The 24,373-nt window shown below is 71.0% G+C and carries 24 protein-coding genes, 4 tRNA genes and 1 pseudogene; 19 read left to right on the top strand and 10 right to left on the bottom strand.

Annotated elements, in window-relative coordinates; genetic code table 11:
* The first annotated feature begins 50 nt into the window (after positions 1-50).
* Together ACNAVT_RS17160 and htpX are read left to right on the top strand one after the other, a co-directional pair.
* A complete protein-coding gene (locus ACNAVT_RS17160) occupies positions 51-1,514 on the top strand; it encodes an NADH-quinone oxidoreductase subunit N (RefSeq protein ID WP_416297430.1) in 1,464 nt (487 codons plus the stop codon).
* 129 nt (positions 1,515-1,643) lie between these two features.
* The gene (htpX, locus tag ACNAVT_RS17165) at positions 1,644-2,522 is read left to right on the top strand and encodes a zinc metalloprotease HtpX (RefSeq protein WP_416297432.1); all 879 of its coding nucleotides are present in this window, start codon (positions 1,644-1,646) and stop codon (positions 2,520-2,522) included.
* A 49-nt stretch (positions 2,523-2,571) separates the two neighbouring features.
* Here htpX and ACNAVT_RS17170 read toward each other — a convergent pair whose 3' ends face one another.
* On the bottom strand, positions 2,572-3,765 hold the full coding sequence (locus ACNAVT_RS17170) for an MFS transporter (RefSeq protein ID WP_416297434.1): 1,194 nt from the start codon (positions 3,763-3,765) through the stop codon (positions 2,572-2,574).
* Positions 3,765-4,607: a DUF6065 family protein gene (locus ACNAVT_RS17175; RefSeq protein ID WP_416297436.1), complete on the bottom strand. Its 843-nt coding sequence runs from the start codon at positions 4,605-4,607 to the stop codon at positions 3,765-3,767. The genes ACNAVT_RS17170 and ACNAVT_RS17175 overlap by 1 nt, the downstream gene beginning before the upstream one ends.
* Positions 4,608-4,805: 198 nt before the next feature.
* Between ACNAVT_RS17175 and ACNAVT_RS17180 the strand changes: the two genes are divergently transcribed.
* On the top strand, positions 4,806-6,065 hold the full coding sequence (locus ACNAVT_RS17180; RefSeq protein WP_416297438.1) for an MFS transporter: 1,260 nt from the start codon (positions 4,806-4,808) through the stop codon (positions 6,063-6,065).
* Between the two features lie 167 nt (positions 6,066-6,232).
* On the opposite strand, the gene ACNAVT_RS17185 is transcribed toward ACNAVT_RS17180, so the two are convergent.
* The 3 genes from ACNAVT_RS17185 to ACNAVT_RS17195 form a co-directional block, all read right to left on the bottom strand.
* Positions 6,233-6,754 carry an AAA family ATPase gene (locus ACNAVT_RS17185; protein WP_416297440.1) on the bottom strand — a complete coding sequence of 174 codons (522 nt, stop codon included), beginning with the start codon at positions 6,752-6,754 and terminating at the stop codon, positions 6,233-6,235.
* A gap of 9 nt (positions 6,755-6,763) precedes the next feature.
* Positions 6,764-7,219, bottom strand: coding sequence for a DUF4304 domain-containing protein (locus ACNAVT_RS17190; protein WP_416297442.1), 456 nt, complete (start codon positions 7,217-7,219; stop codon positions 6,764-6,766).
* Positions 7,220-7,432: 213 nt separating this feature from the next.
* Positions 7,433-7,927, bottom strand: coding sequence for a YajQ family cyclic di-GMP-binding protein (locus ACNAVT_RS17195; protein WP_416297444.1), 495 nt, complete (start codon positions 7,925-7,927; stop codon positions 7,433-7,435).
* 147 nt (positions 7,928-8,074) lie between these two features.
* Between ACNAVT_RS17195 and ACNAVT_RS17200 the strand changes: the two genes are divergently transcribed.
* Positions 8,075-8,158 (top strand) — tRNA-Tyr (locus tag ACNAVT_RS17200).
* A 529-nt stretch (positions 8,159-8,687) separates the two neighbouring features.
* On the opposite strand, the gene ACNAVT_RS17205 is transcribed toward ACNAVT_RS17200, so the two are convergent.
* The 5 genes and pseudogenes from ACNAVT_RS17205 to ACNAVT_RS17225 form a co-directional block, all read right to left on the bottom strand.
* A complete protein-coding gene (locus tag ACNAVT_RS17205; RefSeq protein ID WP_416297446.1) occupies positions 8,688-9,857 on the bottom strand; it encodes a CU044_5270 family protein in 1,170 nt (389 codons plus the stop codon).
* Complete coding sequence (locus tag ACNAVT_RS17210; protein ID WP_416297448.1) at positions 9,854-10,378, bottom strand: RNA polymerase sigma factor; 525 nt, start codon at positions 10,376-10,378, stop codon at positions 9,854-9,856. The genes ACNAVT_RS17205 and ACNAVT_RS17210 overlap by 4 nt, the downstream gene beginning before the upstream one ends.
* A gap of 761 nt (positions 10,379-11,139) precedes the next feature.
* On the bottom strand, positions 11,140-12,459 hold the full coding sequence (locus ACNAVT_RS17215) for a low temperature requirement protein A (RefSeq protein WP_416297450.1): 1,320 nt from the start codon (positions 12,457-12,459) through the stop codon (positions 11,140-11,142).
* Positions 12,460-12,518: 59 nt separating this feature from the next.
* Positions 12,519-12,620 (bottom strand): annotated as a pseudogene (locus ACNAVT_RS17220) (2-oxo acid dehydrogenase subunit E2); the annotation flags it as partial.
* 258 nt (positions 12,621-12,878) lie between these two features.
* Complete coding sequence (locus ACNAVT_RS17225; RefSeq protein ID WP_416297451.1) at positions 12,879-13,181, bottom strand: hypothetical protein; 303 nt, start codon at positions 13,179-13,181, stop codon at positions 12,879-12,881.
* A gap of 624 nt (positions 13,182-13,805) precedes the next feature.
* Between ACNAVT_RS17225 and ACNAVT_RS17230 the strand changes: the two genes are divergently transcribed.
* The 15 genes from ACNAVT_RS17230 to rplL all read left to right on the top strand — a co-directional run bounded on the left by ACNAVT_RS17230 (position 13,806) and on the right by rplL (position 23,857).
* Positions 13,806-16,334 carry a putative bifunctional diguanylate cyclase/phosphodiesterase gene (locus tag ACNAVT_RS17230; RefSeq protein WP_416297453.1) on the top strand — a complete coding sequence of 843 codons (2,529 nt, stop codon included), beginning with the start codon at positions 13,806-13,808 and terminating at the stop codon, positions 16,332-16,334.
* A gap of 96 nt (positions 16,335-16,430) precedes the next feature.
* Positions 16,431-16,503 (top strand) — tRNA-Thr (locus ACNAVT_RS17235).
* A 25-nt stretch (positions 16,504-16,528) separates the two neighbouring features.
* Positions 16,529-16,601, top strand: a tRNA-Met gene (locus ACNAVT_RS17240).
* A 130-nt stretch (positions 16,602-16,731) separates the two neighbouring features.
* The gene (rpmG, locus tag ACNAVT_RS17245; protein ID WP_007073056.1) at positions 16,732-16,899 is read left to right on the top strand and encodes a 50S ribosomal protein L33; all 168 of its coding nucleotides are present in this window, start codon (positions 16,732-16,734) and stop codon (positions 16,897-16,899) included.
* 121 nt (positions 16,900-17,020) lie between these two features.
* Positions 17,021-17,467 (top strand): FAS1-like dehydratase domain-containing protein, encoded by a 447-nt coding sequence (locus tag ACNAVT_RS17250; protein WP_416297455.1) that lies wholly within the window; start codon positions 17,021-17,023, stop codon positions 17,465-17,467.
* A gap of 2 nt (positions 17,468-17,469) precedes the next feature.
* Positions 17,470-17,862, top strand: coding sequence for a MaoC family dehydratase (locus tag ACNAVT_RS17255; RefSeq protein ID WP_416297456.1), 393 nt, complete (start codon positions 17,470-17,472; stop codon positions 17,860-17,862).
* Positions 17,863-17,987: 125 nt separating this feature from the next.
* Positions 17,988-18,060, top strand: a tRNA-Trp gene (locus ACNAVT_RS17260).
* 213 nt (positions 18,061-18,273) lie between these two features.
* Positions 18,274-18,681: a preprotein translocase subunit SecE gene (gene secE, locus ACNAVT_RS17265; protein ID WP_416297458.1), complete on the top strand. Its 408-nt coding sequence runs from the start codon at positions 18,274-18,276 to the stop codon at positions 18,679-18,681.
* 35 nt (positions 18,682-18,716) lie between these two features.
* The gene (gene nusG, locus ACNAVT_RS17270; RefSeq protein WP_416297460.1) at positions 18,717-19,439 is read left to right on the top strand and encodes a transcription termination/antitermination protein NusG; all 723 of its coding nucleotides are present in this window, start codon (positions 18,717-18,719) and stop codon (positions 19,437-19,439) included.
* Between the two features lie 184 nt (positions 19,440-19,623).
* Positions 19,624-20,055, top strand: coding sequence for a 50S ribosomal protein L11 (gene rplK / locus ACNAVT_RS17275; protein WP_416297462.1), 432 nt, complete (start codon positions 19,624-19,626; stop codon positions 20,053-20,055).
* Positions 20,056-20,140: 85 nt separating this feature from the next.
* Positions 20,141-20,857, top strand: a complete 717-nt coding sequence (gene rplA / locus ACNAVT_RS17280; protein WP_416297464.1) for a 50S ribosomal protein L1 — start codon at positions 20,141-20,143, stop codon at positions 20,855-20,857.
* Between the two features lie 77 nt (positions 20,858-20,934).
* Positions 20,935-21,846, top strand: a complete 912-nt coding sequence (locus ACNAVT_RS17285; protein ID WP_416297466.1) for an ABC transporter ATP-binding protein — start codon at positions 20,935-20,937, stop codon at positions 21,844-21,846.
* Complete coding sequence (locus ACNAVT_RS17290; protein WP_416297467.1) at positions 21,843-22,532, top strand: hypothetical protein; 690 nt, start codon at positions 21,843-21,845, stop codon at positions 22,530-22,532. The genes ACNAVT_RS17285 and ACNAVT_RS17290 overlap by 4 nt, the downstream gene beginning before the upstream one ends.
* A gap of 340 nt (positions 22,533-22,872) precedes the next feature.
* On the top strand, positions 22,873-23,418 hold the full coding sequence (gene rplJ, locus ACNAVT_RS17295) for a 50S ribosomal protein L10 (RefSeq protein WP_089005205.1): 546 nt from the start codon (positions 22,873-22,875) through the stop codon (positions 23,416-23,418).
* Positions 23,419-23,473: 55 nt separating this feature from the next.
* Positions 23,474-23,857, top strand: coding sequence for a 50S ribosomal protein L7/L12 (gene rplL / locus ACNAVT_RS17300; protein WP_416297469.1), 384 nt, complete (start codon positions 23,474-23,476; stop codon positions 23,855-23,857).
* Positions 23,858-24,373 lie beyond the last annotated feature (516 nt).

Here is a 24,373-nt window from a genome sequence, read left to right on the forward strand (position 1 = left end):
AGGAGTGCGGCGCAGCGGAGCCCCGCGGCCGCGAACGAAGGTGAGCTCCCATGAGTCTCGTGCAGAGCGTTGACCACGTGGCGCTGCTGCCGGCATACCTGGCCGGCGGCACGGCCGTGCTCGTGCTCCTGGCCGACCTGCTGGTGGCCCGCGCCGCTGCCACCGTGGCCGTGGCCGCGGCCGGCGCGGCGGCCACCGCGCTCGGCGCGGCCCTGGTCGGCACGGGCGGCGAGCGGCGCACCTTCTGCGTCGGCGCCGACTGCTCGTACGTGTACGGCGGCAGGGCCGCCCTGGTCGCGACGGTCTTCGCCCTGCTCACCCTCGGCGTGCTGGCGCTGTCGGTCCCGCTGCTGCGGGCCGGCCGGACCCCGGTGGGGGAATACTGCTTCCTGCTCGCCTGCGCGATGGCCGGCGGCGTGGTGCTCGGCGCGGCCGGCGATCTGATCACCCTGATCGTCGCCCTGGAGACGCTCACCCTGCCGCTCTACGTGCTGGTCGGGCTGCGCCGCGGCAGCCTGGCCGGGGCCGAGGCGGCGGTCACCTTCTTCGTGGTCAGTGTGGTGGCCGCCACGGTGGCCCTGCTCGGCGCGGCGCTGCTCTACGCGCTGACCGGGGCCCTGCACCTGGACCGGCTCGGCGCCATCCTGGCCGGCCGGGAGGACCTGCGCGACCTGCCGCTGACCGCGGTCGCGGTGGCGCTGCTGGTGGCCGGGCTGGCGTTCAAGATCGCCGCGGTGCCGTTCCACGCCTGGGCGCCCGCCACGTACGACGGCGCGCCGCTACCGGTGGCCGCGTACCTGTCGACCGCCTCGAAGCTGGGCGGCGTGGTGGCTCTGCTCGCGGTGGTGCAGCGGGCGCTGCCGGCCACCGTGACCGGCCCGGTGCTCGCCGCGCTCGCGGTGCTCACCATGACGGTCGGCAACCTGGTGGCGCTGCGCCAGCGGCGCACGGTCCGGCTGCTCGCCTGGTCCTCGGTGGCCCAGGCCGGCTACATCCTCGCCCCGCTGGGCGCGCTCGCGCTGGCCGGCGGTCGCACCGCCGACGCCCGCGCCGAGGCGTACGCGGCGGCCGTTGCGTACGCTGTCTTCTTCGTCCTGCTGGAGCTGGCCGCCTTCGCGGCGGTGGTGGCGCTGCGCCCGGCGGACGGCGACGGTGGTGCCCTGGCCGACCTGCGCGGGGCGGCCCGCCGGCACCCGTGGGTGGGCGGCGCGTTCGCGCTCGCCCTGATCGGGCTGGCCGGCCTGCCGCCGGGCCTGGCCGGGTTGTTCGCCAAGGTGACCGTGGTCCGTGCGCTGCTGGCCGGGCACGCGGGCTGGCTCGCCCTGGTGGTGGCGTTGAACGCGGTCATCGGCCTGGCCTACTACCTGCGCCTGGCCGCCACCCTCTACGCGGCACCCGGACCGGTCCCGGCCCGCCCGGCGCGGGTGGTGGTCGTGGCCCTCGGGGTCGCCACCGCGCTGGCCGTGGTGGTCGGCTTCGCCCCGCAGTTGGTGCTCGACGCGGCGGTTCGCTGAGGCCCGGCTCAGCCTGTTCCCAGGAATTCCCAGCCAACTCTCAGCCATGGGCAGGATGGTTGACGGGTACCGGTGGTGTTGAACCGGTCAGCGGGTCCCCGCGCGGGTCCGCGCACCGAAGGAGCGATCGTGCATCACAACCGTCTGAAGACCGCAGCGCTGCTCGGCCTGTTGACCTCGCTGATCCTCGCGGTCGGCTACTGGTTCGGGGGGAGCGGCGGCCTCGTCATCGCCGTCGTCGTCTCGTTGCTGATGAACGGCGTCACCTACTTCTACTCCGACAAGCTCGCACTGCGCTCGATGGGGGCGCAACCGGTCAGCGAGGCACAGTTCCCCGAGCTGTACCGGATGGTCCGTGAGCTGTCGACCCAGGCGGGCCAGCCGATGCCCCGCCTCTACGTCAGCCCCACGTCGCAGCCCAACGCGTTCGCCACCGGGCGCAACCCGCAGAACGCGGCGGTCTGTGTGACCCAGGGGATCGTCGAGATCCTCGACTACCGCGAGCTGCGTGGCGTGATCGGGCACGAGTTGTCGCACGTCTACAACCGGGACATCCTGATCTCCAGCGTGGCGGCCGGTCTGGCCGGCATCATCACCATGCTGGCCAACATCGCCTGGTTCATCCCGCTGGGCTCGTCCGACGACGAGGACGGCCCGAACCCGGCGGTGCTGCTGCTCACCATGATCCTCGGCCCGATCGCGGCCACCCTGATCCAACTGGCGATCAGCCGCAGCCGTGAGTTCCAGGCCGACCAGTCCGGTGCCGAGCTGAGCCGGGACCCGCTGGCCCTGGCCAGCGCCCTGCGCAAGATCCACATGGGTACGCAGATGCGCCCGCTGCCCCCGCAGGGCCAGCTCACCAGCACCGCCCACCTGATGATCGACAACCCGTTCAAGCGGGGCGGCGGCATCGCCGCGCTGTTCGCCACCCACCCGCCGATGGAGCAGCGGGTGGCCCGGCTGGAGCAGATGGCTCGCAACAGCGGGCCGGTGCAGTTCCAGCGCTGACCGACCGACGACTGTGCCCGCGTCCCCCGGACGCGGGCACAGTCGTGTCTCAGGAGGTCGCCTCGGGCAACCGGTCCGGCCGGGTGAGCAGCACGGCGGCGAGCAGCACCACCCCCGCCACCAGGTAGGCGGCGGCTGGGCTGAACAGCTGGGCGGTGCTGCCGAGCAGGAAGATCCCGCAGCCGGCCACGACGATGTTGGCGGCCACGATGGTCGCCTCCACCTGCCCCATCCGCTCCCGCGGCGCCAGCCGGGCGAAGGTGGCCTGCGCCCCGATCAGCCAGCCGCCGCCGGCGCCGATCAGCGCGTTCGCCCCGGCCAGCGCCCAGGACGGCGCGTTGAGGCCGACCAGCGCGGCGGCCAGCAGCAGCGCCACGCCCAACCCGGCCGCGGCCGCCACCTGGCCGGTCACCCGGGCCAGCCAGGCCCGCCGCCCCGCCATCAGCACGAAGACCGCGCCACCGAGCGCCGAGGCGGCCAGCACGACCGGCCGCCACCCGTCGCGGGCCAGTTCCGGGGCCAGGGTCTCCGGCAACGCACCGGAGATCATCGTGGCGAGGGTGAGCACGGCGACGCCCCGCAGCACCGGGTGACCGACGATGGTGCGTACGCCGGCGTTGGCCGGCGGGCGGGCACGACGCTCGCCCCTGCCGGCCGGGAGTCCAGCCAGCACGACTGCGGCGATCAGGAACGACACCAGGTCGATCAGGAGCGCCACCCGGGCACCGAGCGCCACGGTCACGCTGGCCCCGGCGAGCAGGCCGGTCACCTGGCCCACCTGGTTGGCAAAGGCGGAGAGGCCGAACAGCGGCAGGCGCAGCGGGGTGTCCACCGCCTCGGCGGCGATCGCCACGTTGACGCTGGCGTACGCGGCCCGCACCGCGCCCAGCAGGCCGGCGGCGACGATCGCCGGCAGCGGCTGGGGCACCACGGTCGGAATCGCGATCACCACCGCGCCGGCCAGCGAGAGCCAGACCAGCATGGTGCGCCGGGCCGGCACGTCGAGCCAACCGCTGAACACGGTCGCGACCAGCAGCGCGGGCAGCGTCCGGGCGGCGTACACGGCGGCCGGGCCGAGCACCGAGTGGGTCTGGTCGTACGCCAGCAGCAGCAGCGCGGCCAGCCCGACGAAGTCGCCCAGCTCGGAGATGCCTCGTGCGGTGACCAGTCGCGACGCGACCGGGTGGCGGAACAGTGCCCGGTAGCCGGGCGGCGGTGCGAGTCGTTCGTCGGCGTCCGTCATCAGCTCGGCTGGTCCGCTTCCTCGGCTCCGATCGGCTGGTAGTTGGCGTTCTCCCGCAGCCGGCGGGCCTGCTCCCGCCGGTAGGTGCTGCGCAGTTCCGGGTCCTGGCGGCGGCGGCGCAGCGAGACGAGCTCACGCCACACGTCGTCCGGCCACTCCGCGAGGCCCTGCCCGGTCACCAGCTCGGCCTTGCGGCTCGCCTCCAGCACCGACCGGTGCACCGGTTGCAGGCACATGAGGGGGATGTTCCGATAGAAGCGCACCACCTGGCCGGGCTCGGTGAGGCGCATGATGGTCGGCAGGAACGAGGTGTACCAGTCGGTCTCCACCACGCCCTCGTAGAGCTGCACCCCGCGCTGGGCGGGCCAGTTGGGCACGCCCCGGGCCAGCAGGCACCAGCCCGGCGAGGTGCGGGCCACCACGCCGGTCACCATCTCGATCGTGTTCGAGGCCCGGGGGTCGGCGTCGAGGAACGGCAGGGTGCCGCCGTACCGGTCGAAGATGTCCAGGTCGGCCCGGAACCGCTCGGGGACGTCCGCCAGCTGGGTGGCCGCGTCGGGCAGCCGGGCGTCGTACCCGCCGGCCAGCGAGCGCCAGCCGACCGGCTCGTTCTCCTCCAGCGGGCTCCACTCGGTCTCGTGCCCGTCCCAGCACAGCGCGAAGTCCGCGGGCGGGTAGACGTACCAGCCGAGCCCGGACCCGGCCGCCACCGGAGGACAGTGCTGCACCGCCCGGACCGGCAGTGAACCCCGGACGCTGGAGGAGGCGGCCTCGGCGGGCCGGGCGTCGGGGTACAACGAGTAGATCTCTACCCGCAGCGGTTCGATGGCGGTGCCGGTCACCGGGGCCTCCGTGCGTCATCGGGGCGGAGCCTGTCCTGGCATGGACTCGGGTCGATCAGAAACTACCCTGTGACGCTCACGGGGGCAGCCCCGGTCCGGACCGGCGGTGTGAGCGAGCCGACCATCCCGGCGACGATCTGCGGCGTTAGGGTCGGAAGGGTTCCCACCCGTTACCTGTTCCGCACCGGAGGTGCACCCGTGGCCGCACTGCGCCAATATCTGGGGGTCTGGCGGATCCCCGGCGCGCCGATGCTGCTGGTCCTCGGCATCATCGGCCGGCTCGGGATCGGCATGACCCCGCTGGCGCTGCTGCTCGTGGTCGAGCAGGTGACCCACCGGTACTCTCTCGCCGCGATTGCCGGCGGCACCTACGCGCTCTGCGGTGCCGCGCTCAGCCCGGTCGCCGGACGGATCGCCGACCGCGTCGGCCCCACCCCGGTGCTGCTCGCCACCGCCGTCGCCCACCCGCTGGCCCTCTTCGGGCTGCTCTGGGCCAGCGGGTCCGGGGCCGGCAACCTCGCCCTGATCTACCTGGCGGCCGGGGTCGCCGGGGCCACCTACCCGCCGCTGACCGCCGCCATCCGAGGTGCCTGGAACGACCTCACCGCCCCCGCCTCCGGCCGGTCCCACCTGCGCAACACCGCGCTCGCCGCGGAGACCTCGCTCTTCGAGGTCGTCTTCGTGCTCGGCCCGCTGCTGGTGGCCGGGTTCGTGCTGTTCGCCGACGCCGCCGCCGCGCTGGTCGGGTCCGCCGTGGTCACCCTGGTCGGGACCACCGCCATCGCGCTCGGCCGGGTGATGCGGGGCTGGCGCCCGCACCCGCACGAGGACCACGCCAAGGGGCTCGGCCCGCTGCGGGTCGGCGGCTTCCCGGCCCTGCTGCTCTGCGTCGCCAGCCTCGGCGTGGCGTTCGGTGCCGCGGGCGTGATCGTCCCGGCGTTCGCCGGGACCGCCACCGCCGACGACCCGGAGAGCCTCGCCGGCGTGCTGCTCGCCGTCTGGGGCATCGGCAGCGCCGTCGGAGGCTTCTGGTTCGGCGTACGTCGGCCGGCCGCCAACATGACCCGCCAGTTCGCCTGGCTGCTCGGCGCGGTGGCGGCCGGCTTCGCCGTGTACGCGGTGATGCCCACGCCGCTGGCGCTCGGCGCCGCGCTGGTGCTCGGCGGTGCCACCATCGCCCCCGCGCTCACCCTGGAGAACACCCTGGTCGGCCGGATCGCCCCGGCCGGCATGCTGAACGAGGCGTACACCTGGGTGGTCACCATGTCGGTGGCGGCGAGCGCGGCCGGGGGCGCGGTGGCCGGGCTGATCGTCGACCACGCCGGCGGCGTGCCCTGGGCCTTCCTCTTCGCCGGGGCGGCGGTCGCCGTCGGGGCCGCCGTCGCCGCGCTGCCCGCCGGCCCGATCGCCCGCGCCGAGGCCGCAGCGGTACGCGTCGAGCAGTCGCTCGCCGCCTGACCGCTCACCGAGCGGCGGCGGGTCACCGGGGATCAACGCCGCCTCGGCGGGTACAACCCCGGAATGTTCGTCTTCTTCTCGAACCGGATCGGTTGCCTCGGCTCGATCCTGGTCAGCGCGATCATCACGGTGATCCTGCTGCTGATCTTCGCGCGCTGAGTCCGGCATCAGACCTCGGGCCGGCCGCGCTGGGGAGTGCCGCCCCTACGGTCTACCGCGAGACCCGTGAGATCTTCGAGCTGTCGGACGACCGAGTCGATCGGTGCCGAGGCGTCGATCTCAGTGGTGGCGGTGGCCCGCAGTTGCGGCTCGACGACGGCCAGGTGCTCCAGGATGGCGGCCCGTTCTTCGGGTCGCTTGCCGTAGGGGTTGTTCGTGCGGGTGGCGATGCGGGTCAGCAGCACGTCGGCGGGGGCGCTGAGCAGGACGATGTGGTCGAACTGCGGGTAGAACCTGCCCTGGTTGCTCTTGCAACCGGCCACGAACAGGTTGCCGGTGCGGTGGCGGGCGAGTAGGTCGCCGATGGCCTGCTCGCGCCAGATCCAGTCCGACGATCCGTCCGGCAGCGTCACCCAGTGGCTCCACTGGTCGGTGTCGGTATCGACGGTGCGGTGTCCGCGCGAGGCGAGGATCTGCAGCACGGTTGACTTGCCGGTGCCCGACATCCCGGTGATCAGGACCTTCGCCATGCCGTGAGCTCAGGCCGCTTGCGTTGACGAACCAGCCGGCTTCGCTCTGGCGGCCGGGGCCGGTCGTGCCAGTTCCCGTCGCATGGCGGGAAGCCCGTGGTCCAGCAGCGCGGCTACCACGCTCTTTCCGACTGCGTCTGGGTCGCTGTGCCGATCCAGCCGCCACCATTCATCCCGGCCAGAGGGCATGAGCCGCCCGATGCGGTGATTCCAGACCAACGGCCCGTAGAAGGTGTTCGGGGATGGCTCCTTGGGGAGATGCGGCCGCTCACGGCGAGCCGACTCCCACGCAAGCCTGCCGACGACGCAGAGGTTCACCGTGAACTCGACCAGATCGGCATGGTTGTATTGCGAAGACCGGAATCCGATCCGCGCCCACGTCGTCTCGCCATCCAGCCGATACCGCGTGCCGGAGCCCTTGAGACCGGCGCCTCGCAACGCCGGGGCCACGACCAGGCGCAGCATCTCCCGGAGCGTGTCCTGAGCAGGCGCCACTGCGCTGAACCTCCTGGTGCAGCCTTCGCCGGACGGCCGCTTCTGGCCGCCATCGGTCCGCGACCCACCTTGCCAGGCCGTCGCCAGGTCGTCGATCGTCAGTCAGTGATGACGAACGACGACCGTTGGCGACGATGCCCGCCGCCCAGGTCACAGTAGGTGACCGGACAGTGCGGTTGAGGCCTACCGGTAGTTGGTGAACTGAAGGGCGATTCCGAAGTCCTCGCCCTTGAGCAGCGCGATGACGGCCTGGAGGTCGTCCTTCTTCTTGCCGGTGACCCGGAGCTGGTCGCCCTGGATCTGCGCCTGGACGCCCTTCGGGCCCTCGTCCCGGATCTTCTTGCTGATCGACTTGGCCTTGTCCGAGTCGATGCCCTGGATCACCTTCGCATCGATCTTGAAGATCTTGCCCGAGGAGCGCGGGTCGCCGGCGTCCAGCGACTTGAGCGAGATGTTTCGCTTGACCAGCTTCTCCTTGAAGACGTCCAGGGCGGCCCGGACCCGCTCCTCGGTCTCCGCCTGGAGGCTGATCGCCTCCTCCCCCGACCAGGAGATCTCCGCCCCGGTGCCGCGGAAGTCGAACCGCGTCGCGAGCTCCTTCTCCGCCTGGCGGAGGGCGTTGTCGACCTCCTGCCGGTCGACCTTGCTCACGATGTCGAACGACGGGTTCGCTGCCATGCTCATGCTCCTGCTGTCCGGCGGTCTGTCCTGTTCCGTCCCCCGCTGACCAGCGGTGGGACCCCCTGACGGTACCCGGTTGCGGTAGTCCCGGGGGCAACCGCTATCCTTGCTTCCGCTGCCGCGTTCTACGCGGTGGCACGCCCTGGCGGGTTGCCCGAGCGGCCAATGGGAGCGGACTGTAAATCCGTCGCGAAAGCTACAGAGGTTCGAATCCTCTACCCGCCACCAGGGACTGGCAAAGGCCCCTGACCTGCGAAAACGCAAGTCAGGGGCCTTTGTCGTCTCTCGTCGCGGTTGACCGTTGTTGCCCCTGCTCGACCGGCCGATCGGGCACGCAACGGGCACGTTGGATCATCGGTTCCCCGAGAATCACGGATCACGCCCCCGGTACTCGATCTCGCGCGTGGCGGGGGGTGGGTCGCGGGGGACTTTCTCCATCCAGTCCCGGGATCGCTCCGGGGACCTTCCATACCCACCCCCCGTGGCCGCGCTGTCCCATGAAGGGTGGCTGAGACCGGCCGGGTTAGGAGCACAGGGTACGTGCGGTCTCCGACAATCAGCAGGCGGGTGCTGGTACCGGGCTTCGCCGGAGTGGGCTGCATTCAGTGCCGAAGGGGGGAGCCGTGATCGTCGACCACCTTGCCACGGCACTCGTCACAGCGATAACGACCTTGGTCGAGCAGCGGTTGCCGCGGAGCAGGCCTCATACACGTGGTACGACACCGACCATCGGCACGCCGGCCGGGTGTTCAGGAGGTCAGTTCTTGACGTCCACCGTCGGCGGGTTGTCGTTGGTGGTTTTCGATACGAGTACCAGCTGATACGTGGACAGCGTGCCCGGCGCGATCCACGACCACGGGCCATGCGGCTCCACCGCGCGCATCTCCTTGGCTAGGGCCTGCCCGGTGTCCGGGTCGATGATCAGACGCACCTCAAAGCGGCCGTTCCCGGGGCTGTCCTGCGTGAACGCGATCGCCTGCCCGGGCCGGCCGTGCATGTCGTGCACGACTCCCAGCCCGCGCACCCGGGGCAACGTGGCGAGCATGCGGTATGCGGCGGCGCGAACCTCGTTGCTGACTGGCAGGTCGATCACCACGTGGGCGGCGACGGTGAGCAGCCACTGGTCGCGGTCGGTGGGCATGTCGCTGCCTCCCCCGTCAAAGCGGCTGAGCAATGCGCCGCGGAGGGCAACCGGGTCAGTCGGCAGCGCATCGAGTTGTGCCTGCGACACGTTTCGGTCGCCGAGGGCGAAGAGGTGCGCTGCGTCGACCGTGTTGCCGTGGACCTTGCCTGGGGCGATCTGCAGGTCGAACGGCTTCGGCTTGGTGATCCTTATGACGGCCGGGGACCCGTTGCGGCGCCAGGCGGCCTCATCACTTGGCGTGGCGGGCGCAGCGCCGAGCGACTGCGCAATAACCCAACTGGGCGCGGCGCTGGAGCGGGCCAGCCAGTACTGGCTACCGCTCCTGTCGAACATGGTGTACGTGCCGTCGGCGGCCTCGATCGGCACCGCGAAGCCGCTCTCCGTCTGGATGGTCAGATAGCGCCCGCCGGCCGGCGGGGCTTTGTCGCTGCGTTCGGCTGCCACGAGCAACAACCGGCTAGCATCCATCGGCCTCTGCGGGGCCGGCGACGCCATACCGGGTGCGGCATCGGGTGCATTGCGAGGAGCGGCGCCTGGCACGGCCACGGCCACCGCGACGGCGGTGACGGCCGCCGCGGCCACCCCCACCGACCCGAGCAACGCCACCCGCCGACGCCTGGGCCTGCGGAGCTGGTCGAGCGCGGCGCGCCCTTCGGCGGCCGAATCGTTGGCCATGATGCCGGCAACGGCTCGTGCGGTGTGCTCGGCCCCGTTCGGTGGTGGGTCCAGTCGTGCCGGCCGGGCCTTGGCAAGCAGGTCCACAACATTTGGTGAGCGGCTCATCGGATGGACTCCTTTGGGACGAGTGTGGCGGCGGGTCGAGGCAATTCCGGTTCGGTGGCGGCAGCCATGGCGTCCTTCAAGTGACGCCGGGCGCGATGCAGTCGCACGTAGTACGTCGCTGTAGAGCAGCCGAGGACCCGAGCTGCGTGACCTGGCGCCAGCCCATGCCAGGCAACCAGCGTCAACAATTCGCGGTCGCCGTCGGACAATTGGGCCAGAGCCGTGAGCACCGCAGCCCGCTCGGCGACGCCGTCTGCCACGTCGGCGACGGAGAACTCCTCTTCGGTGATCCACGCGCGCATTTCGGCAGCGACGGCCTGCTGCCGTTCCTCCGCGCGGTATCGCTCACTCACGACGTTGCGGGCGACGGCAAGCAGCCATGGCAGCGGCGTTGCCCTCGGCAGCTCCGGCAGCCGCCGCCACGCCACCAGGAACGTCTCGGCCACGACCTCATCGGCCAGCTGACGACCGGCGCGCGTGACGGCATACGCATACACCTGCCGGTAGTGCGCCTGGTACACAGCGTTGAAATGATCGTCCGGTTGGGGATCTGGCACTGGCTTCGGCCCTTCCTGTCAGAGTTTCTCCGTCACCAGGAAATGTCTCGGGCGCGCCGTTTCTTACATCGGCCACCGTTTTCGACCCGGTCACCTCCGGGAGGTAGGCATCGGACCATGTCCTAGCCTGCTCTCCCCGTGTTGTCGGTGATCCTTCAGGCCGTCGCCTCGCTGATGATCTTGCGGACGTCGTGGGGGTGACATGCCGGGCAGGTTTGGATCCCAGTGGCCGTCCTGGGCCGCCCCTCCGTGAATTCGTTGCCCTGGCCGGCAGGGGTCTTCGATCGAAGGCATCCGCGGCGGAGACGGTCGGGGGTGAGTCGGTTGGACCGGCGGGGCTTCCAGGAGAGCCGCTGCGATATCTGATCGGGTGGGCACGGTGAGCGCGACTCCTGACTGACTCAGATGGCGCCGGTGAGCTGTGCCCTCCGGCATCCTGGTGCCCATGAACGTCGAGAACGGGTGAGAGCGTGTCCGCCTGGCCCTGGTCATCTCCGGACTCGTCACCGGGTCACCTCACTGGCCCAGGGGTGACGCGCGGGGCGGGGCGTGGGGTTCGGGCCGGCTGACTGTCCACCCGTGAGCTGCGTCGGTCGGGAATCCGGCCGCTGATCCTCGGCGGCCTGCTGTCGCTCACCGTCGCGGTCACCGGGCTCATGTTGCAGGCACTCTTCACGTGAGCCGAGCCGGCTCGCCGCGTCACGGCAGCCCGAGCCGGCAGGGCGTCACTCGCCCTCGTCCGGGTCGTTCGGCTCGTGCCAGCGGGCTCGGTAGGCGGCCTCGTGCGCCTCGTGGCTGGCCCGTTCCTCGAGGATCAGCCGGCGCAGCGCCGTCCTGCCTTCCCCGAAGATGACCACCTCGGCGGCCACCATGCCCACGCAGATGGCGGTCAGCAGTGCCATGGTTGCCAGCGCCGGTAGCCGGTCGACCAGCGGGGGGCAGATGGCAAGCAGCCCTAGCGTGGCCACCCGGGTCCAGCTCAGGGTGTGCAGGGTCCGCCACTGGAAGAGCATGTTGCCGACGAGATACAGGAACACGCCGCCGAAGAGCAGCGGCTCGGCGGGGCCGCGTGCTGGTAGCAAGTTGGATACGTTCGGGTTGGTGATCTGGCTGACGATCTCCTCGGCGCCGAGTGCGAAGAGGATGATGCCGGCGATCATCGGCAGGTAGCAGTACGCGTAGGCGTCCCGGGCCATGGTGACCCGGGGGTGACCCTGTGCCGCGTGCAGGGTGATCCGGGCGGATGGCCCGATCATGTCGTAGTGCGCCCACCAGAGCGCGGCGGTGAAGAAGATGCCGAGCACCGCCGCACCCACGGCCGCCGGTGTGGGCGGCTGCCCGATCAGGTTGCTCCCGACGCCGACCGAGATGACCGACTCGCCCAGGGCGATGATCAGGATCAGGTCGTACCGTTCGGTCCAGTGCTCGGCCGAGGCGACGTCCCAGCCCCAGGTGCCGAGTTGGCCGCCGCCGTATTGGAGCAGCACGACCAGGGCCCACAGCCCGTCCCGGACGAGTGGCGCCGCGGCGGAGCCGTCCAGGGCCGTAGGGATCAGCGCGGCGGCGAGCAGCAGCAGGGTGCTGCCCACCAACTCCGGGGCGAACCGCAAGAACTGCCGGCGATCGTTCGGGCTGTCCCGCACTGCGTAGAGGAAGAGCAGCAGGTGCACCAGGCGGAACACGATGTAGCTGACCGCAGCCACAATCGGCCCGGCGGCGCCCCGCACATCCCGGAACGCCTGTGGCAGCGACAGGGCGAAGGTGAACAGTGCCGCCATGCCGACTGTCATCAGCACCGGCACGAAACCCTCGCCGAGCCGGACCCGGGCGGCGACCAGGCTGTGCAACACCCACGCCCACCAGAGCACGGCGAGGACCAGCAGGGCGTGAAACAGCGCCCCGCCGGTGACCTCCCGCGCCGTGGACCGGGTGATGATGAAGAACGAGAAGACGAAGACCAGGTCGAAGAAGACCTCGAACCGGTCCACCCGGGCCGCGGGGGCCACCGGCACCGCCGGCCCGAGACTCCTCCCGAAGCCGCTCACCGGACGAGTCTTTCAGCGGCCGGGCGTACCCGCGTCGGATTCCGATACAACGAAGGGCGTCAGAGCCCCAGCTCGGCCTCGAAGTTGCCGGCCTCCAGCCGCTCCTTGACCGCGACGAGGAAGCGGGCCGCGTCCGCGCGGTCGATCAGCCGGTGGTCAGCGTGGACGAGGGCCTGGATGTCGTGCTGAACCTGCCAGATGTTCACGTCCATCCGGCGAGGACCCAGCCGGCAGGAATTAGTGCGAATCGGACTGGCGGGGCCGCCCTGTTGGCACTGAGCTGAGTCACCGCGGCTTGCCCCTCACGTCCTGGTTCTCATCGTTGGCAGCCGTCGGCCCCGCACGTGCACCCCGCACCACGGAGGCAGTTCGACGGACCACACACGCCACCCGCCGTTGTCCTTGCGCAGCTCCCACCGCTACGGATGATCGTCGCCTGCGAGCAGGTGCGGGTGGTGGTCGAGTAGCCGCACGAGCGCCGGCGGCACCGGCGCGTCTCGCGTGGCCGCCCTTGCTCGGTGTTTCAGCCCCCGGTCCTCGGCGGTGTCGTTCCCGTCGCCCACTCCCGGCCCGCGCCCACCGTCGAGCCGGTCTGGTGCAGCACGCCCCACCCCCGCGCGCTGGGCGGGCAGCTCGTCCTCGTCTTCCCGCAGGTGGAGCACTTCCTCCGGCCGCAGCGCGGCGTAGGACATGCATCCGAAGAACGCTTCCAGCTCGGGCACGGTGCGCCCACCTCGGGATCGATGGCTCTTCGTTGGCTGACGGCACCGGCCGGGGGATGGGCCGTTCGACGTGAATGAGTGGAACCATCCGCTGGTGCTCCGGTGATATCCAGGTATGGTGGTCTATGTGTCGGAGTCGACGGCGTCCTCCGACTGTGTGCCGCGGGATCGTGGCGCGGCGCCAGGGTGAGCAGGATTTTCATGGGGTTTGATCTGTTCGTGGTGAAGGTCGGATTCCGCAGTGGACGAAGTGGTTAGCGGCTCGTCGCCCCCTGATCTCGCTGGCCGTTCCCCCGGGACTCTGGACCGAACGGCGGAACCTTCGCGACGGTCGGTTCGGGGCTGCTTCCACAGCTTTTCTGGGTGCCGGCCCTGTGGCACGATCGTGGAACCTGCACCATCCCTGTGACTCATCCCCGACAGGAGCAAACATGTCTGGTCGTAGGCTGGGCCGGCTGATTGGCTCGTTCCTGACACTCACGGCTATACTCGGCGGCATCGTCGTGGCCGGTGGTGCCCAGGTGGGCGAGGCGCGGGCCTTGGACTTCGTCTGGAACATGCCTTCCCCTCGCTGACGGATCAGCTTCCCGCTGAGGCAGTCGAGGGGCCGACGAAGGGAACGGCATGACGGGACCGGGCACCAGGCGTTCCCGTTCGACGGATCACGCCTGGCTGATCACCGGCCCACTGTTCCTGTTTGCCGTCGTGTGCTCGACGGTCACGAGCCTGATCGCCCGCCCGCCGTTCGGTGACTGGCCGCTGGCTGTGCTGCTGCTGGTCGTGATGGTGGCTGCCGGGTTGCCGCTGCTCAACTTCACCGTCCGGCGCCAGTCGGTCGGTGTAGCCCTCACCGAGATCCCGCTCGTCCTCGCGTTCTATCTGATCCCACCGCTCACGGTCGTCGTCATCTACACCCTGGCGGCGGTCGCCACTCATCTGTGGCATCGGATGGGCACCACCAAGCTGTGGTTCAACGTGGCCCGGGCGGCCGCAGGGTCCTCCCTGGCCGTCCTGCTGCTACAGGCGTTCCCGCCCGTCGAGGGAGTCGGGCCGCGTACCTGGCTGACGCTCTTCACGGTCGCCATCATGGTGAACCTGGTCAGCATCACCTCGATAGCCGGCATGTACACGCTCCTGCAGGGCTGGCAGACGGGCTGGGATGCCTTCCGGAGGTCGCTGCCGCTGTTCATCGCCCCGGCCATAAACATCGTTGCCGGCCTGATCATCCTGATCCTGATCGACTCCAACTGGTGGTCGCTGCTCCTGTTGGCGGCGCTGACCGCCGCGCTGACCCTGGTTTACCGGGCGTACGCCCAGTTCTTCCGGCAGCACCGGACGCTCGCCGACATGTACGAACTGAGCCGAGCGGTCGGTGGCAGCGGTCAGGACGGTGCCCTCGCCGACGCCCTGCTCCCGCGGGTGCGCACCCTCATGCAGGCGGAGTACGCCACTCTCTGGCTGCCCGCCCAGGGCCGGCATCCGGAGGTCCTGCTGACCTCCCGGATCGCCGACTCCGGGCTGCTCGATGTGGCCCCCACCCCGCCCGCGCTGCGGGAGCGGGTCCGCCAGGAGGGCCAAACGCTCGTCCTGGGGCGTGGTCCGGTCTCCGACGCCGGGCTGCGTGCCGCGTTGTCGGACCAGGGTGTCAAGGATGTGATCGCTGTCCCGCTGCGGTCGGGCCAGGCGGTCGTCGGCACGCTGGAGGTGGCCAACCGGCTCGGCGCCAGCAACTCCTTCGTGCGGACTGACGTGCCGCTGCTGGAGACGGTTGCGGCGCACGCCGCCGTCGCCCTGGAGAACGCCCGTCTGGTCGACCGGCTCCGACACGACGCCGACCACGACACGCTGACCAAGCTGCCCAACCGGCGGCGGGTCACCGCGGCGGTGGCTGAGGCGGTCAAGATCGCGGTGCCGGGCGAGGTGGTGGCGCTGCTGCTGTTCGACGTCGACCGGCTGCGCCAGGTCAACGAGTCGCTCGGCCACGCGGCCGGTGACAAGGTCCTCGTCGAGGTCGCCAAGCGGCTGTGCGCCTGTGTGCCCTCCTCGGCGCTGGTCGGCCGGGCCGGCGGCGACGAGTTTCTGGTGACGCTGCGCCTGGAGAGCGCCGAGGCGGCGTTGGAGTTGGCTGGGCAGCTGCGCGAGCAGATCCGCGACGAGATGGTCTTCGGCGCCCTCACCCTGGACGTGAACACCGCCGTCGGGGTGGCCGTGCACCCGGATCACGGCAGCGACGCGGTGACCCTGCTGCAGCGGGTGGACCTGGCCGCGACGGCGGCGAAGTCGGTCCCGGGCAGCGTCCTGCCCTACAGCCCGGCGCTGGAGTCTCGGTCGCTGCGTCGGCTGGGCCTCGCCGGTGATCTGCGCCGGGCCTTGAACGACGGCGAGCTGGAGGTCTACTTCCAACCCAAGGTGACGCTGCGGGACCGGCGCCTGATCGGGGTGGAGTGCCTGGCCCGCTGGGAGCACCCGGCCCACGGCGCGGTGGCCCCGGAGGACTTCGTCGCGGTGGCCGAGCACACCGGCCAGCTGGGCCGGCTCACCGAGTTCGTGCTCCGCGAGAGCCTGCGGCGCAGCCGGGACTGGGGCCACGGGGAGCAGCCGCTCGCCGTGGCGGTCAACCTGGCCGCCCGTACCCTCACCGACCAGCACTTCCCCGCGCTGGTACGGGAGCTGCTCGAGGAGTACGGCGTACCGCCGCAGCGGCTCACCCTGGAGATCACCGAGTCCGGGGTGCTGGACGGCACCGAACGTCCGATACCCACCCTGCGGCGCCTGCGCGACCTCGGTGTCCGGCTCTCGGTGGACGACTTCGGCACCGGGAACTCGTCCCTGGCCCAGCTGCGCCGGCTGCCGGTGCACGAGGTGAAGGTCGACCGCTCGTTCGTGCAGGGGATGGCGACCGATCCGGGTGACCTGGCGATCGTGAACGCCGTGGTGACCCTCTCTCAGCAGTTCGGCCTGGCCGTGGTGGCCGAGGGCGTGGAGAGCGAGCTGACCCTGGAGCTGCTCCAGGACATCGGCTGCGAGATCGGCCAGGGTTTCCTGTTCAGCCGGCCGCTGCCGTACGAGCGGCTGGAGGCCTGGTACGGCGCCCAGATCGACCCGGAGGCCAGCCCCGCCGGCGAGCTGCCTCGCCTGCGCGTGGTGCCCTGAGCTGCGCCGACGGGGCACGGGGGGATCCGATTTCACCTCGGCGGCGAGGTCGTGTACTGTTTCTCCTGCGCGACACCCCACGGGGTGATCGGGTAGGCCCCCTTAGCTCAGTCGGCAGAGCGTCTCCATGGTAAGGAGAAGGTCTACGGTTCGATTCCGTAAGGGGGCTCAAAGGGTCCGGCTGGACCCGCCACGGCGGTGTAGCTCAGATGGCAGAGCAAGCGGCTCATAATCGCTGTGTCGCCGGTTCAAGTCCGGCCACCGCTACTCTCGTCCTCCGGGCATTCCGGTGGTCGGTGGGTTGGGCGCCGCAGGCGCCCACTTTGCATGTCCGCGCAGCCAGCGCGTAGGCTGATGCGCCGTAGTTGTTACCCGTTAGCGAGGAAGGCACTCCGCCGTGGCGAAGGCGACCGATGTCCGGCCGAAGATCACTTTGGCGTGTGTGGAGTGCAAGGAGCGCAACTACATCACGCGCAAGAACCGTCGTAACGACCCGGACCGCATCGAGCTGAAGAAGTTCTGCCCGCGCGACGGCCGGCACACGGTCCACCGCGAGACCCGCTGACCCGTAGCCGGCCCTGCCGGCGCGGTCCCACAGCATCCCGAAAGCCGATCCGCACGGACGGCGGCCCCGAGCCGCTGGCCCGTCCGGGTCGGCTTTCGCGTGTTCCGTGTAGGTTCGCGGCATGTCCCTGGACCCGTCCTTCGTCGGCCGGACGTACCCGCCGACCGCCCCCTACCAGGTGGGCCGAGAAAAGATCCGCGAGTTCGCCACCGCCATCGGCGCCACCGACCCGGCGTACCACGACCCGGAGGCCGCCCGGTCGCTCGGCCACCCTGACGTGGTGGCCCCACCGACCTTCCCGGTGGCCCTGACCATGGCCGCCAGCCGGCAGATCATCGAGGACCCGGCGCTGGGCGTCGACTACAGCCGGGTCGTCCACGGCGACCAGCGCTTCGCGTACACCCGGCCGGTGGTGGCCGGGGACGAGCTGGTCTGCGTCAACACCATCGAAGAGGTCAACAGCCGGGGCGGGCACGGCTTCCTGACCACCCGCACCGACGTGCGCACCGTCGCCGGCGAGCAGGTGGTGGCCGTCTGGTCCAAGATCGTCGTACGCGGGGAGGCCTGACCGTGGAACTGCCCACCCAGACGTTCCGGGTGACTCGCGCGGACCTGGTCCGCTACGCGGGCGCCTCGGGCGACTTCAACCCGATCCACTGGAGCGACCGCACCGCCACGAAGGTGGGTCTGCCCGGGGTCATCGCCCACGGCATGTTCACCATGGCGCTGGTCGGCCGGGCGGTCACCGCCTGGGCCGGCGCGCCGGACGCGGTGGTCGACTTCGGTGTCCGGTTCACTCGCCCGGTGGTCGTTCCGGACACCGACGAGGGCACCGAGATCGAGGTCAACGCTGTGGTCAAGGAGGTCACCGAGGCGGGCCTGACCAGGCTCGACATCACCGCGACCTGCCTGGGGGAGAAGGTGCTGTCGCAGGCTCGGGCGACCATCCGGACGCCCGGCTGACCAGCCGGTCGACGCGCTAGGAGCAGACCGGTTGGGAAAGTCGCCCGACTACCCGTACACTGGTCCGCCGTGGGGCAAGTGACCCCGCCCGGCACCTCGTGCTCGGGTGGGGTGGGTTGCCGCACAGGGGTGTAGCTCAATTGGCAGAGCAGCGGTCTCCAAAACCGCAGGCTGCAGGTTCAAGTCCTGTCACCCCTGCGCCTCAGGCCTGACCGTTCCCGTGGGTCGCGCCGTCGTACGGCGGCGTTCGGCTCGTGGTGGTGGCACCGGCGGGGTGGTTCCGAGGCATTCGGGCCCTCCCGGTCGGTCCGCCGGCCGCGGCCCGTCGCGGGACGGTTTGGTCCGGCCGGCGTGACCACACGCCGCGCACGCTCATCGGCGTGCGACCCGAGATCCCGCACGGAGGGCGAAGTGGCCGAGAACAAGCGGCGCGGCGAGGACGCCGGCGACGAGCGTCTGCCGGAGGACGCGGTCGTCGACGACACCGCCGACGACGACACGGCCGACGACGACGCCACCGGCGCGGACGAGTCGGTCTCCCGGGGCGGCACCGCCACCCGCAAGCGGGCGCGCGCTGAGTCGACCGAGGGCCGGAAGACCCGTAAGGACACCGAGCGGATCGGGCTTTTCGCCCGCATCGCGCGGTTCTTCCGCGAGGTCGTGGCTGAGCTGCGTAAGGTCATCTGGCCGACCCGCAAGGAGCTGCTGACCTACACGGCTGTGGTGGTCACCTTCGTCGCGGTGATGCTGGCGATCGTGGCCGGCCTGGACTACGGCTTCGCGAAGGCGGTGCTGTTCGTCTTCGGCAACCCCAGCTGACGGGCCAACAGCGATAGTGACGGAAGTGAGCGAGCGTGCCTGAGTACGACGAGACCGCCGAGACCCGGGGCGAGCAGTCCACGGTGGCGACGGCGGCCAACGATGAGTCGGTCGAGGCCGCCAGCGAGCCGGAATTCCCGACCACTGAGCCTGCCCCGGACGAGCACTTCGACCCGGTCGCCGAGCTGCGCCAGAAGCTGCGCTACGCCCCCGGCGACTGGTACGTGGTGCACTCGTACGCCGGTTACGAGAACAAGGTCAAGACCAACCTCGAGACCCGGATCACCTCCCTCGACATGGAGGACTTCATCTACCAGGTCGAGGTGCCGACCCGGGAAGAGGTCGAGGTCAAGAACGGCAAGCGGTCGCAGGTCCAGGCGAAGGTCTTCCCGGGCTACATCCTGGTCCGGATGGAGCTGACCGCGGAGTCCTACTCCTGCGTCCGGAACACGCCCGGAGTCACCGGCTTCGTCGGCGCGACCGACCGGGCCGACCGGCCGGCGCCGCTGAGCCTCGACGAGGTGCTGAAGTGGCTGGCCCCGGCGGTCGAGACCGAGCAGAAGAAGGCGAAGCCCGAGGTCAAGGTCCTCGACTTCGAGGTCGGCGACTCGGTCACCGTCACCGACGGCGCCTTCGCGTCGCTGCCGGCGACGATCAGCGAGATCAACGCCGATCAGCAGAAGCTCAAGGTGCTGGTGTCGATCTTCGGCCGGGAGACCCCGGTCGAGCTCAACTTCAACCAGGTCACCAAGATCTGACGTACGACGCACCGGCGGTGGGCTCCCGGCCTGCCGCCGGTTTGTCGTTTCGCCGTCCTGCCGGACCTCGGCCGATGGGGCGGTGGACGGTTGCGCTACCCTAGAACGTCGGCTGTCCGCACCGCGCTGACCGTGCGCGCCCGCGGGCCGGCGAAAATCCCAGTTCCAAGCCCCAGGAAGAGACATGCCTCCGAAGAAGAAGCTCGTCAAGACGTTCACGCTTCAGCTGCCGGCGGGCCAGGCCACCCCGGCGCCGCCGGTCGGCCCCGCGCTCGGCCAGCACGGCGTGAACATCATGGAGTTCTGCAAGTCCTACAACGCGCAGACCGAGTCGCAGCGCGGTGACATCGTCCCCGCCGAGATCAGCGTCTACGAGGACCGCACCTTCACCTTCGTGCTGAAGACCCCGCCCGCCGCCCGGCTGCTGATCAAGGCCGCCGGCGTGCAGAAGGGCTCGGGCGTCCCGCACACGCAGAAGGTCGGCTCGGTGACCCGCGCCCAGCTGCGCGAGATCGCCGAGAAGAAGATGGCCGATCTCAACGCCAACGACGTCGAGCAGGCTGAGAAGATCATCGCCGGCACCGCCCGGTCGATGGGCCTGACCGTCTCCGACTGACCTCTCGGTCACCGCTCCACCCGATCAGTTCGTGGGAGGGCCGCGGACGCCGCGCGCCCGCCATAGACCACAGGAGTAACGAGAAATGCAGCGCAGCAAGAGCTACCGCAAGGCCGCCGAGGTCATCGACCGGTCGAAGCTCTACTCTCCCGCCGAGGCCGTCAAGCTGGCCAAGGAGACCACCAACGTCAAGTTCGACGCCACGGTCGAGGTCGCCATGCGCCTCGGCGTCGACCCCCGCAAGGCGGACCAGATGGTTCGCGGCACGGTCAACCTGCCCCACGGCACCGGTAAGACCGCCCGCGTGATCGTCTTCGCCGCCGGCGCGAAGGCCGAGGAGGCCGCCGCCGCGGGTGCGGACGAGGTGGGCACCGACGAGCTGGTCGCCCGTATCCAGGGCGGTTGGCTGGACTTCGACGCGGCGATCGCCACGCCCGACCAGATGGCCAAGATCGGCCGGATCGCGCGGATCCTGGGCCCGCGCGGCCTGATGCCGAACCCGAAGACCGGCACGGTGACCATGGACGTCACCAAGGCCGTCACGGACATCAAGGGCGGCAAGATCACCTTCCGGGTGGACAAGCACTCCAACCTCCACCTGATCATCGGCAAGGCCTCGTTCTCCGAGTCCCAGCTGATCGACAACTATGCGGCGGTGCTGGACGAGGTGCTGCGCTCGAAGCCGTCCGCGGCCAAGGGCAAGTACCTGAAGAAGGTCACCCTCACCACCACCATGGGCCCGGGCGTCCCGGTCGACCCGAACGCGGTGAAGAACCTGACCGAGGCTTCGGCCGAGGCCTGAGCACGACTGCCCTGACGGGGCCCCGCCACCCACGTGGCGGGGCCCCGTTCGGCTTTCCGCCGTGGCAGGCTCGTCCCATGCGACTGGAGGACGTCTCGTTCCGGTACCACCGGCGTGGCCCGTGGGTGGTGCGTGAGGCAGGCGTACGGATCGGCCCGGGCGAGGTGGCGGTGGTGCTCGGGCGCAACGGCGTGGGCAAGTCCACCCTGCTCCAACTCGCCGCGGGGGTGCTCCGGCCGACTCGCGGCCGGGTGGTCGACCGGCCCGGGGTCGTCGGCTGGGTGCCGGAGCGGTTCCCGGCCGACCAGCCGTTCACCGTGGCGCGTTACCTCACCGCGATGGGGCGGGTCGCCGGCCTCTCCGGGCCCGCGGCCGATCGGTCGGTGCGGCGCTGGGTCGATCGACTCGGCCTGGCCCGGTTCCAGGACGTCGGGCTGCCCCAGCTGTCGAAGGGCACCGCCCAGAAGGTCGGTCTGGCCCAGGCGATGCTGCGACCGCCCGGCCTGCTCGTCCTCGACGAGCCCTGGGAGGGGCTGGACGCCGCCGCCCGCGACCTGGTGCCGGAGGTGATCGACGAGGTGCTGACCGACGGCGGCATCGTGCTGGTCAGTGATCACCGGGGTGAGACGGTCCGGCTGCCCGGTGCCCGGCAGTGGACGGTCACCGACGGCACGGTGAGCGAGCAGGAGCCGTCCGGGGGCGGAGGCATGGCGGTGGTCGAGCTCGCGGTCCCGGGCGCCCGGGTCGCGGCCGCCGTCGCCCGGTTGCGCGCCGACGGGCACCACGTTCTCCGGGTACGCGACCACGCCGGCCCGCCTCCGGCCACGCGGCCCGATCACGACTCCCCATCCGCCTCCGGCGAACCACCGCGCGACGGCGCGGGCGCGCGACCCGACCCGGTCGCCGGCCCCGTCTCACCGGTCGGCGCCGTGGCGACGCCCACCGGCGGGGCTGGCGGTGCCGGTCCCGCCCCGGAGGTGGCCCGGTGACCGCGCTGGTCCGGCTGCGCCTGGCGGGCTTCCTGCGTACCGGACGGGCGCTGGCACCGGTCCTGGCCGGCCTGCTGGCCCTCGGCGTCCTCTACGGTGGCGGCCGGGCCCAGCCGGCGGAGGCGTACGGCGTCTCGGCGGTGGTGCTCTTCCCGGTGCTGGCCTGGCAGACGAAGATCCTGCTGGACGTGGAGCCGGACGTGCAGCGCAAGCTGGCCCGGGTGGTGGTCGGTCCGGCCCGGGAGCCGGCCGCCGGCCTGCTCGCGGCGGCGGTGGCCGGGCTCGGCACCGTGGCCGTCGCGCTGGTCTTCCCGTGGCTGGTCGGCGGGGTGACCGGCGAGGCCTCGCTCGGGGGCCGGTCGGTGCTCGCCGGGATCGCCCTCGGTGTCTGGGCCCACCTGCTCGCCCTGCCGGCGGCGGTGGCGCTGGGCGCCCTGGCGAGCCGGGCGATCACCCGCAGCGCCGGCTACGGCGTCGCCGTGCTGGTCCTGGGCGCGGTCGGCGCCCTGGTCCTCGGGCTGTCCGGCTCGGTGGCGCCCTGGCTGGTGCCGCCGGTGCTGCCGACCGCGCGGGCGCTGACCGGTCACCTGGCGGCCTCCACCGGCCTGCTGTTGACCGGTTGGGCGCTGGCCTGGTCGGCGGTGGCGCTCGCCGGCTACGCCCGGGGTCGCCGCACCCGCGTCTGAGCCCCGGCCGGTCCCCGGGTGGCGGCGGTGACCGGGCGCACGTCGGGGGCGATTTGGCGTTGCCGGGACACGTCGCGTAACCTTGTGCCGTAGTTCCACCCAGAGACCGCTGGTCACCGTGCCCTGGCACGGTCGAAGGTCCCGCGATGACGGGCGACCTGCGCAGGGCGGCAAGCGAAAATCGGTGCTGTGTGTGGTCCGCCGACCGCGCCCATTGTGCCGGCCCTCGCCCCGTGCGCCCTGCGCCGGGGCTTTTCTCGTTGTCGTGATGCCTCCGCCGCCGTCGCGAGCCTCCGCTCGTCGCCGGCGTACCAGCTCCGAGTAACGAGAGAGGAGGGACATGGCGGACAAGCCGATCCGGGCCGACAAGGCCACGGCCGTCGCCGAGCTGACCGAGAGCTTCCGCAACGCGGGGGCGACCGTGCTGACCGAGTATCGCGGGCTCACGGTTTCGCAGCTCACCCAGCTGCGGCGCTCGCTCGGCAAGGAGACCAGCTACACGGTCGCGAAGAACACGCTGGCCAAGCGTGCGGCGACCGAGGCGGGCATCTCCGGCCTCGACGAGCTGTTCACCGGTCCTACCGCGCTGACTTTCGTTTCGGGCGACGTCGTCGAGGCGGCGAAGGGGCTTCGCGACTTCGCGAAGGCCAACCCGAAGCTCGTCATCAAGGGCGGTGTCTTCGAGGGCAAGGCCATTTCCGCGGCCGAGGTCACGAAGCTCGCCGACCTGGAGTCCCGTGAGGTGCTGCTGGCCAAGCTGGCCGGCGCGATGAAGGGCAACCTGAGCAAGGCCGCGGCCCTGTTCCAGGCTCCGCTCTCCAAGGCCGCCCGTGCGGCGGCCGCCTTGGCGGACAAGCGCGAGAAGGAGGGCGCCGAGGCGGCCTGAGGCCCCGCGGCGCACCCACGTTCTTAGTTAAACCATTCAGGAAAGGACGCCAGACATGGCGAAGCTCAGCACCGACGAGCTGCTCGACGCGTTCAAGGAGATGACGCTGATCGAGCTCTCCGAGTTCGTGAAGCAGTTCGAGGAGACCTTCGAGGTCACCGCCGCGGCTCCGGTCGCGGTGGCCGCCGCCGCCCCGGGTGCCGCGGCCGCGCCGGCCGAGGAGGAGAAGGACGAGTTCGACGTCGTCCTCGACGCCGACGGTGGCAAGAAGATCCAGGTCATCAAGGTCGTGCGTGAGCTGACCGGCCTGGGCCTGAAGGAGGCCAAGGACCTGGTCGAGGCCGCGCCGAAGCCGGTTCTGGAGAAGGTCAACAAGGAGACCGCCGAGAAGGCCAAGGCCAAGCTCGAGGGCGAGGGCGCCAAGGTCACCCTCAAGTGACCTTGAGGTCGATCTGACGCGCGTCCGGCTCGCGTGAGCCGGGGCACACACCGCGTCGTGGCGGGCGGTGATCCGGGAACGGATCGCCGCCCGCTGTGGTTGGTGGTGCCCGGTGGCAGTGGCGTGAGCAGCGCGTCCGGCGTCCGGCGCCCGGTCCTGTGGCGGCGTCCGTGGGTAGCCCGTCGGTGGGAAAGACGCTCCGACCGGTAACCGGCCCTTGACGCGGACCGGGCTGGCAGGCACGCTGGCACCAGCAAGACCTTCCGCGCTTGCAACGGCCACCTCTCGGGTATGACAGCGGCAGCACCACCGCCGCGAGACCCGAGCGGCCCGGCAGGAACGTCGCGTTCCGAGCGGCCCGGTAGACCGGATTTTCCGAGTCCCGAGGCAGGTTCCGCGACGACCTGCGGGGTGGGCTGGACAGCGGTTAGCCTCTCGGCTACACTGCTAGTTTGCGCTGCCTTCCGACTTGACCCCTGCTCGGAAATGTCCGTTTACGGCTATTTCTGGTGGGGT

The organism is Micromonospora sp. SL4-19 (genome assembly GCF_047921475.1).
Lineage (GTDB): Bacteria > Actinomycetota > Actinomycetes > Mycobacteriales > Micromonosporaceae > Micromonospora.

What these genes read in the sequence shown, in the direction of transcription:
- ACNAVT_RS17285 (WP_416297466.1), top strand. Translation starts at nt 20,935, where the DNA reads ATGCGACTGGAGGACGTCTCGTTCCGGTACCACCGGCGTGGCCCGTGG.
- ACNAVT_RS17160 (WP_416297430.1), top strand. Translation starts at nt 51, where the DNA reads ATGAGTCTCGTGCAGAGCGTTGACCACGTGGCGCTGCTGCCGGCATAC.
- rplJ (WP_089005205.1), top strand. Translation starts at nt 22,873, where the DNA reads ATGGCGGACAAGCCGATCCGGGCCGACAAGGCCACGGCCGTCGCCGAG.
- ACNAVT_RS17170 (WP_416297434.1), bottom strand. Translation starts at nt 3,765, where the DNA reads ATGACGGACGCCGACGAACGACTCGCACCGCCGCCCGGCTACCGGGCA.
- ACNAVT_RS17195 (WP_416297444.1), bottom strand. Translation starts at nt 7,927, where the DNA reads ATGGCAGCGAACCCGTCGTTCGACATCGTGAGCAAGGTCGACCGGCAG.
- ACNAVT_RS17190 (WP_416297442.1), bottom strand. Translation starts at nt 7,219, where the DNA reads ATGCTGCGCCTGGTCGTGGCCCCGGCGTTGCGAGGCGCCGGTCTCAAG.
- ACNAVT_RS17205 (WP_416297446.1), bottom strand. Translation starts at nt 9,857, where the DNA reads ATGAGCCGCTCACCAAATGTTGTGGACCTGCTTGCCAAGGCCCGGCCG.
- ACNAVT_RS17250 (WP_416297455.1), top strand. Translation starts at nt 17,021, where the DNA reads ATGTCCCTGGACCCGTCCTTCGTCGGCCGGACGTACCCGCCGACCGCC.
- rplL (WP_416297469.1), top strand. Translation starts at nt 23,474, where the DNA reads ATGGCGAAGCTCAGCACCGACGAGCTGCTCGACGCGTTCAAGGAGATG.
- rplA (WP_416297464.1), top strand. Translation starts at nt 20,141, where the DNA reads ATGCAGCGCAGCAAGAGCTACCGCAAGGCCGCCGAGGTCATCGACCGG.
- ACNAVT_RS17185 (WP_416297440.1), bottom strand. Translation starts at nt 6,754, where the DNA reads ATGGCGAAGGTCCTGATCACCGGGATGTCGGGCACCGGCAAGTCAACC.
- rplK (WP_416297462.1), top strand. Translation starts at nt 19,624, where the DNA reads ATGCCTCCGAAGAAGAAGCTCGTCAAGACGTTCACGCTTCAGCTGCCG.
- ACNAVT_RS17230 (WP_416297453.1), top strand. Translation starts at nt 13,806, where the DNA reads ATGACGGGACCGGGCACCAGGCGTTCCCGTTCGACGGATCACGCCTGG.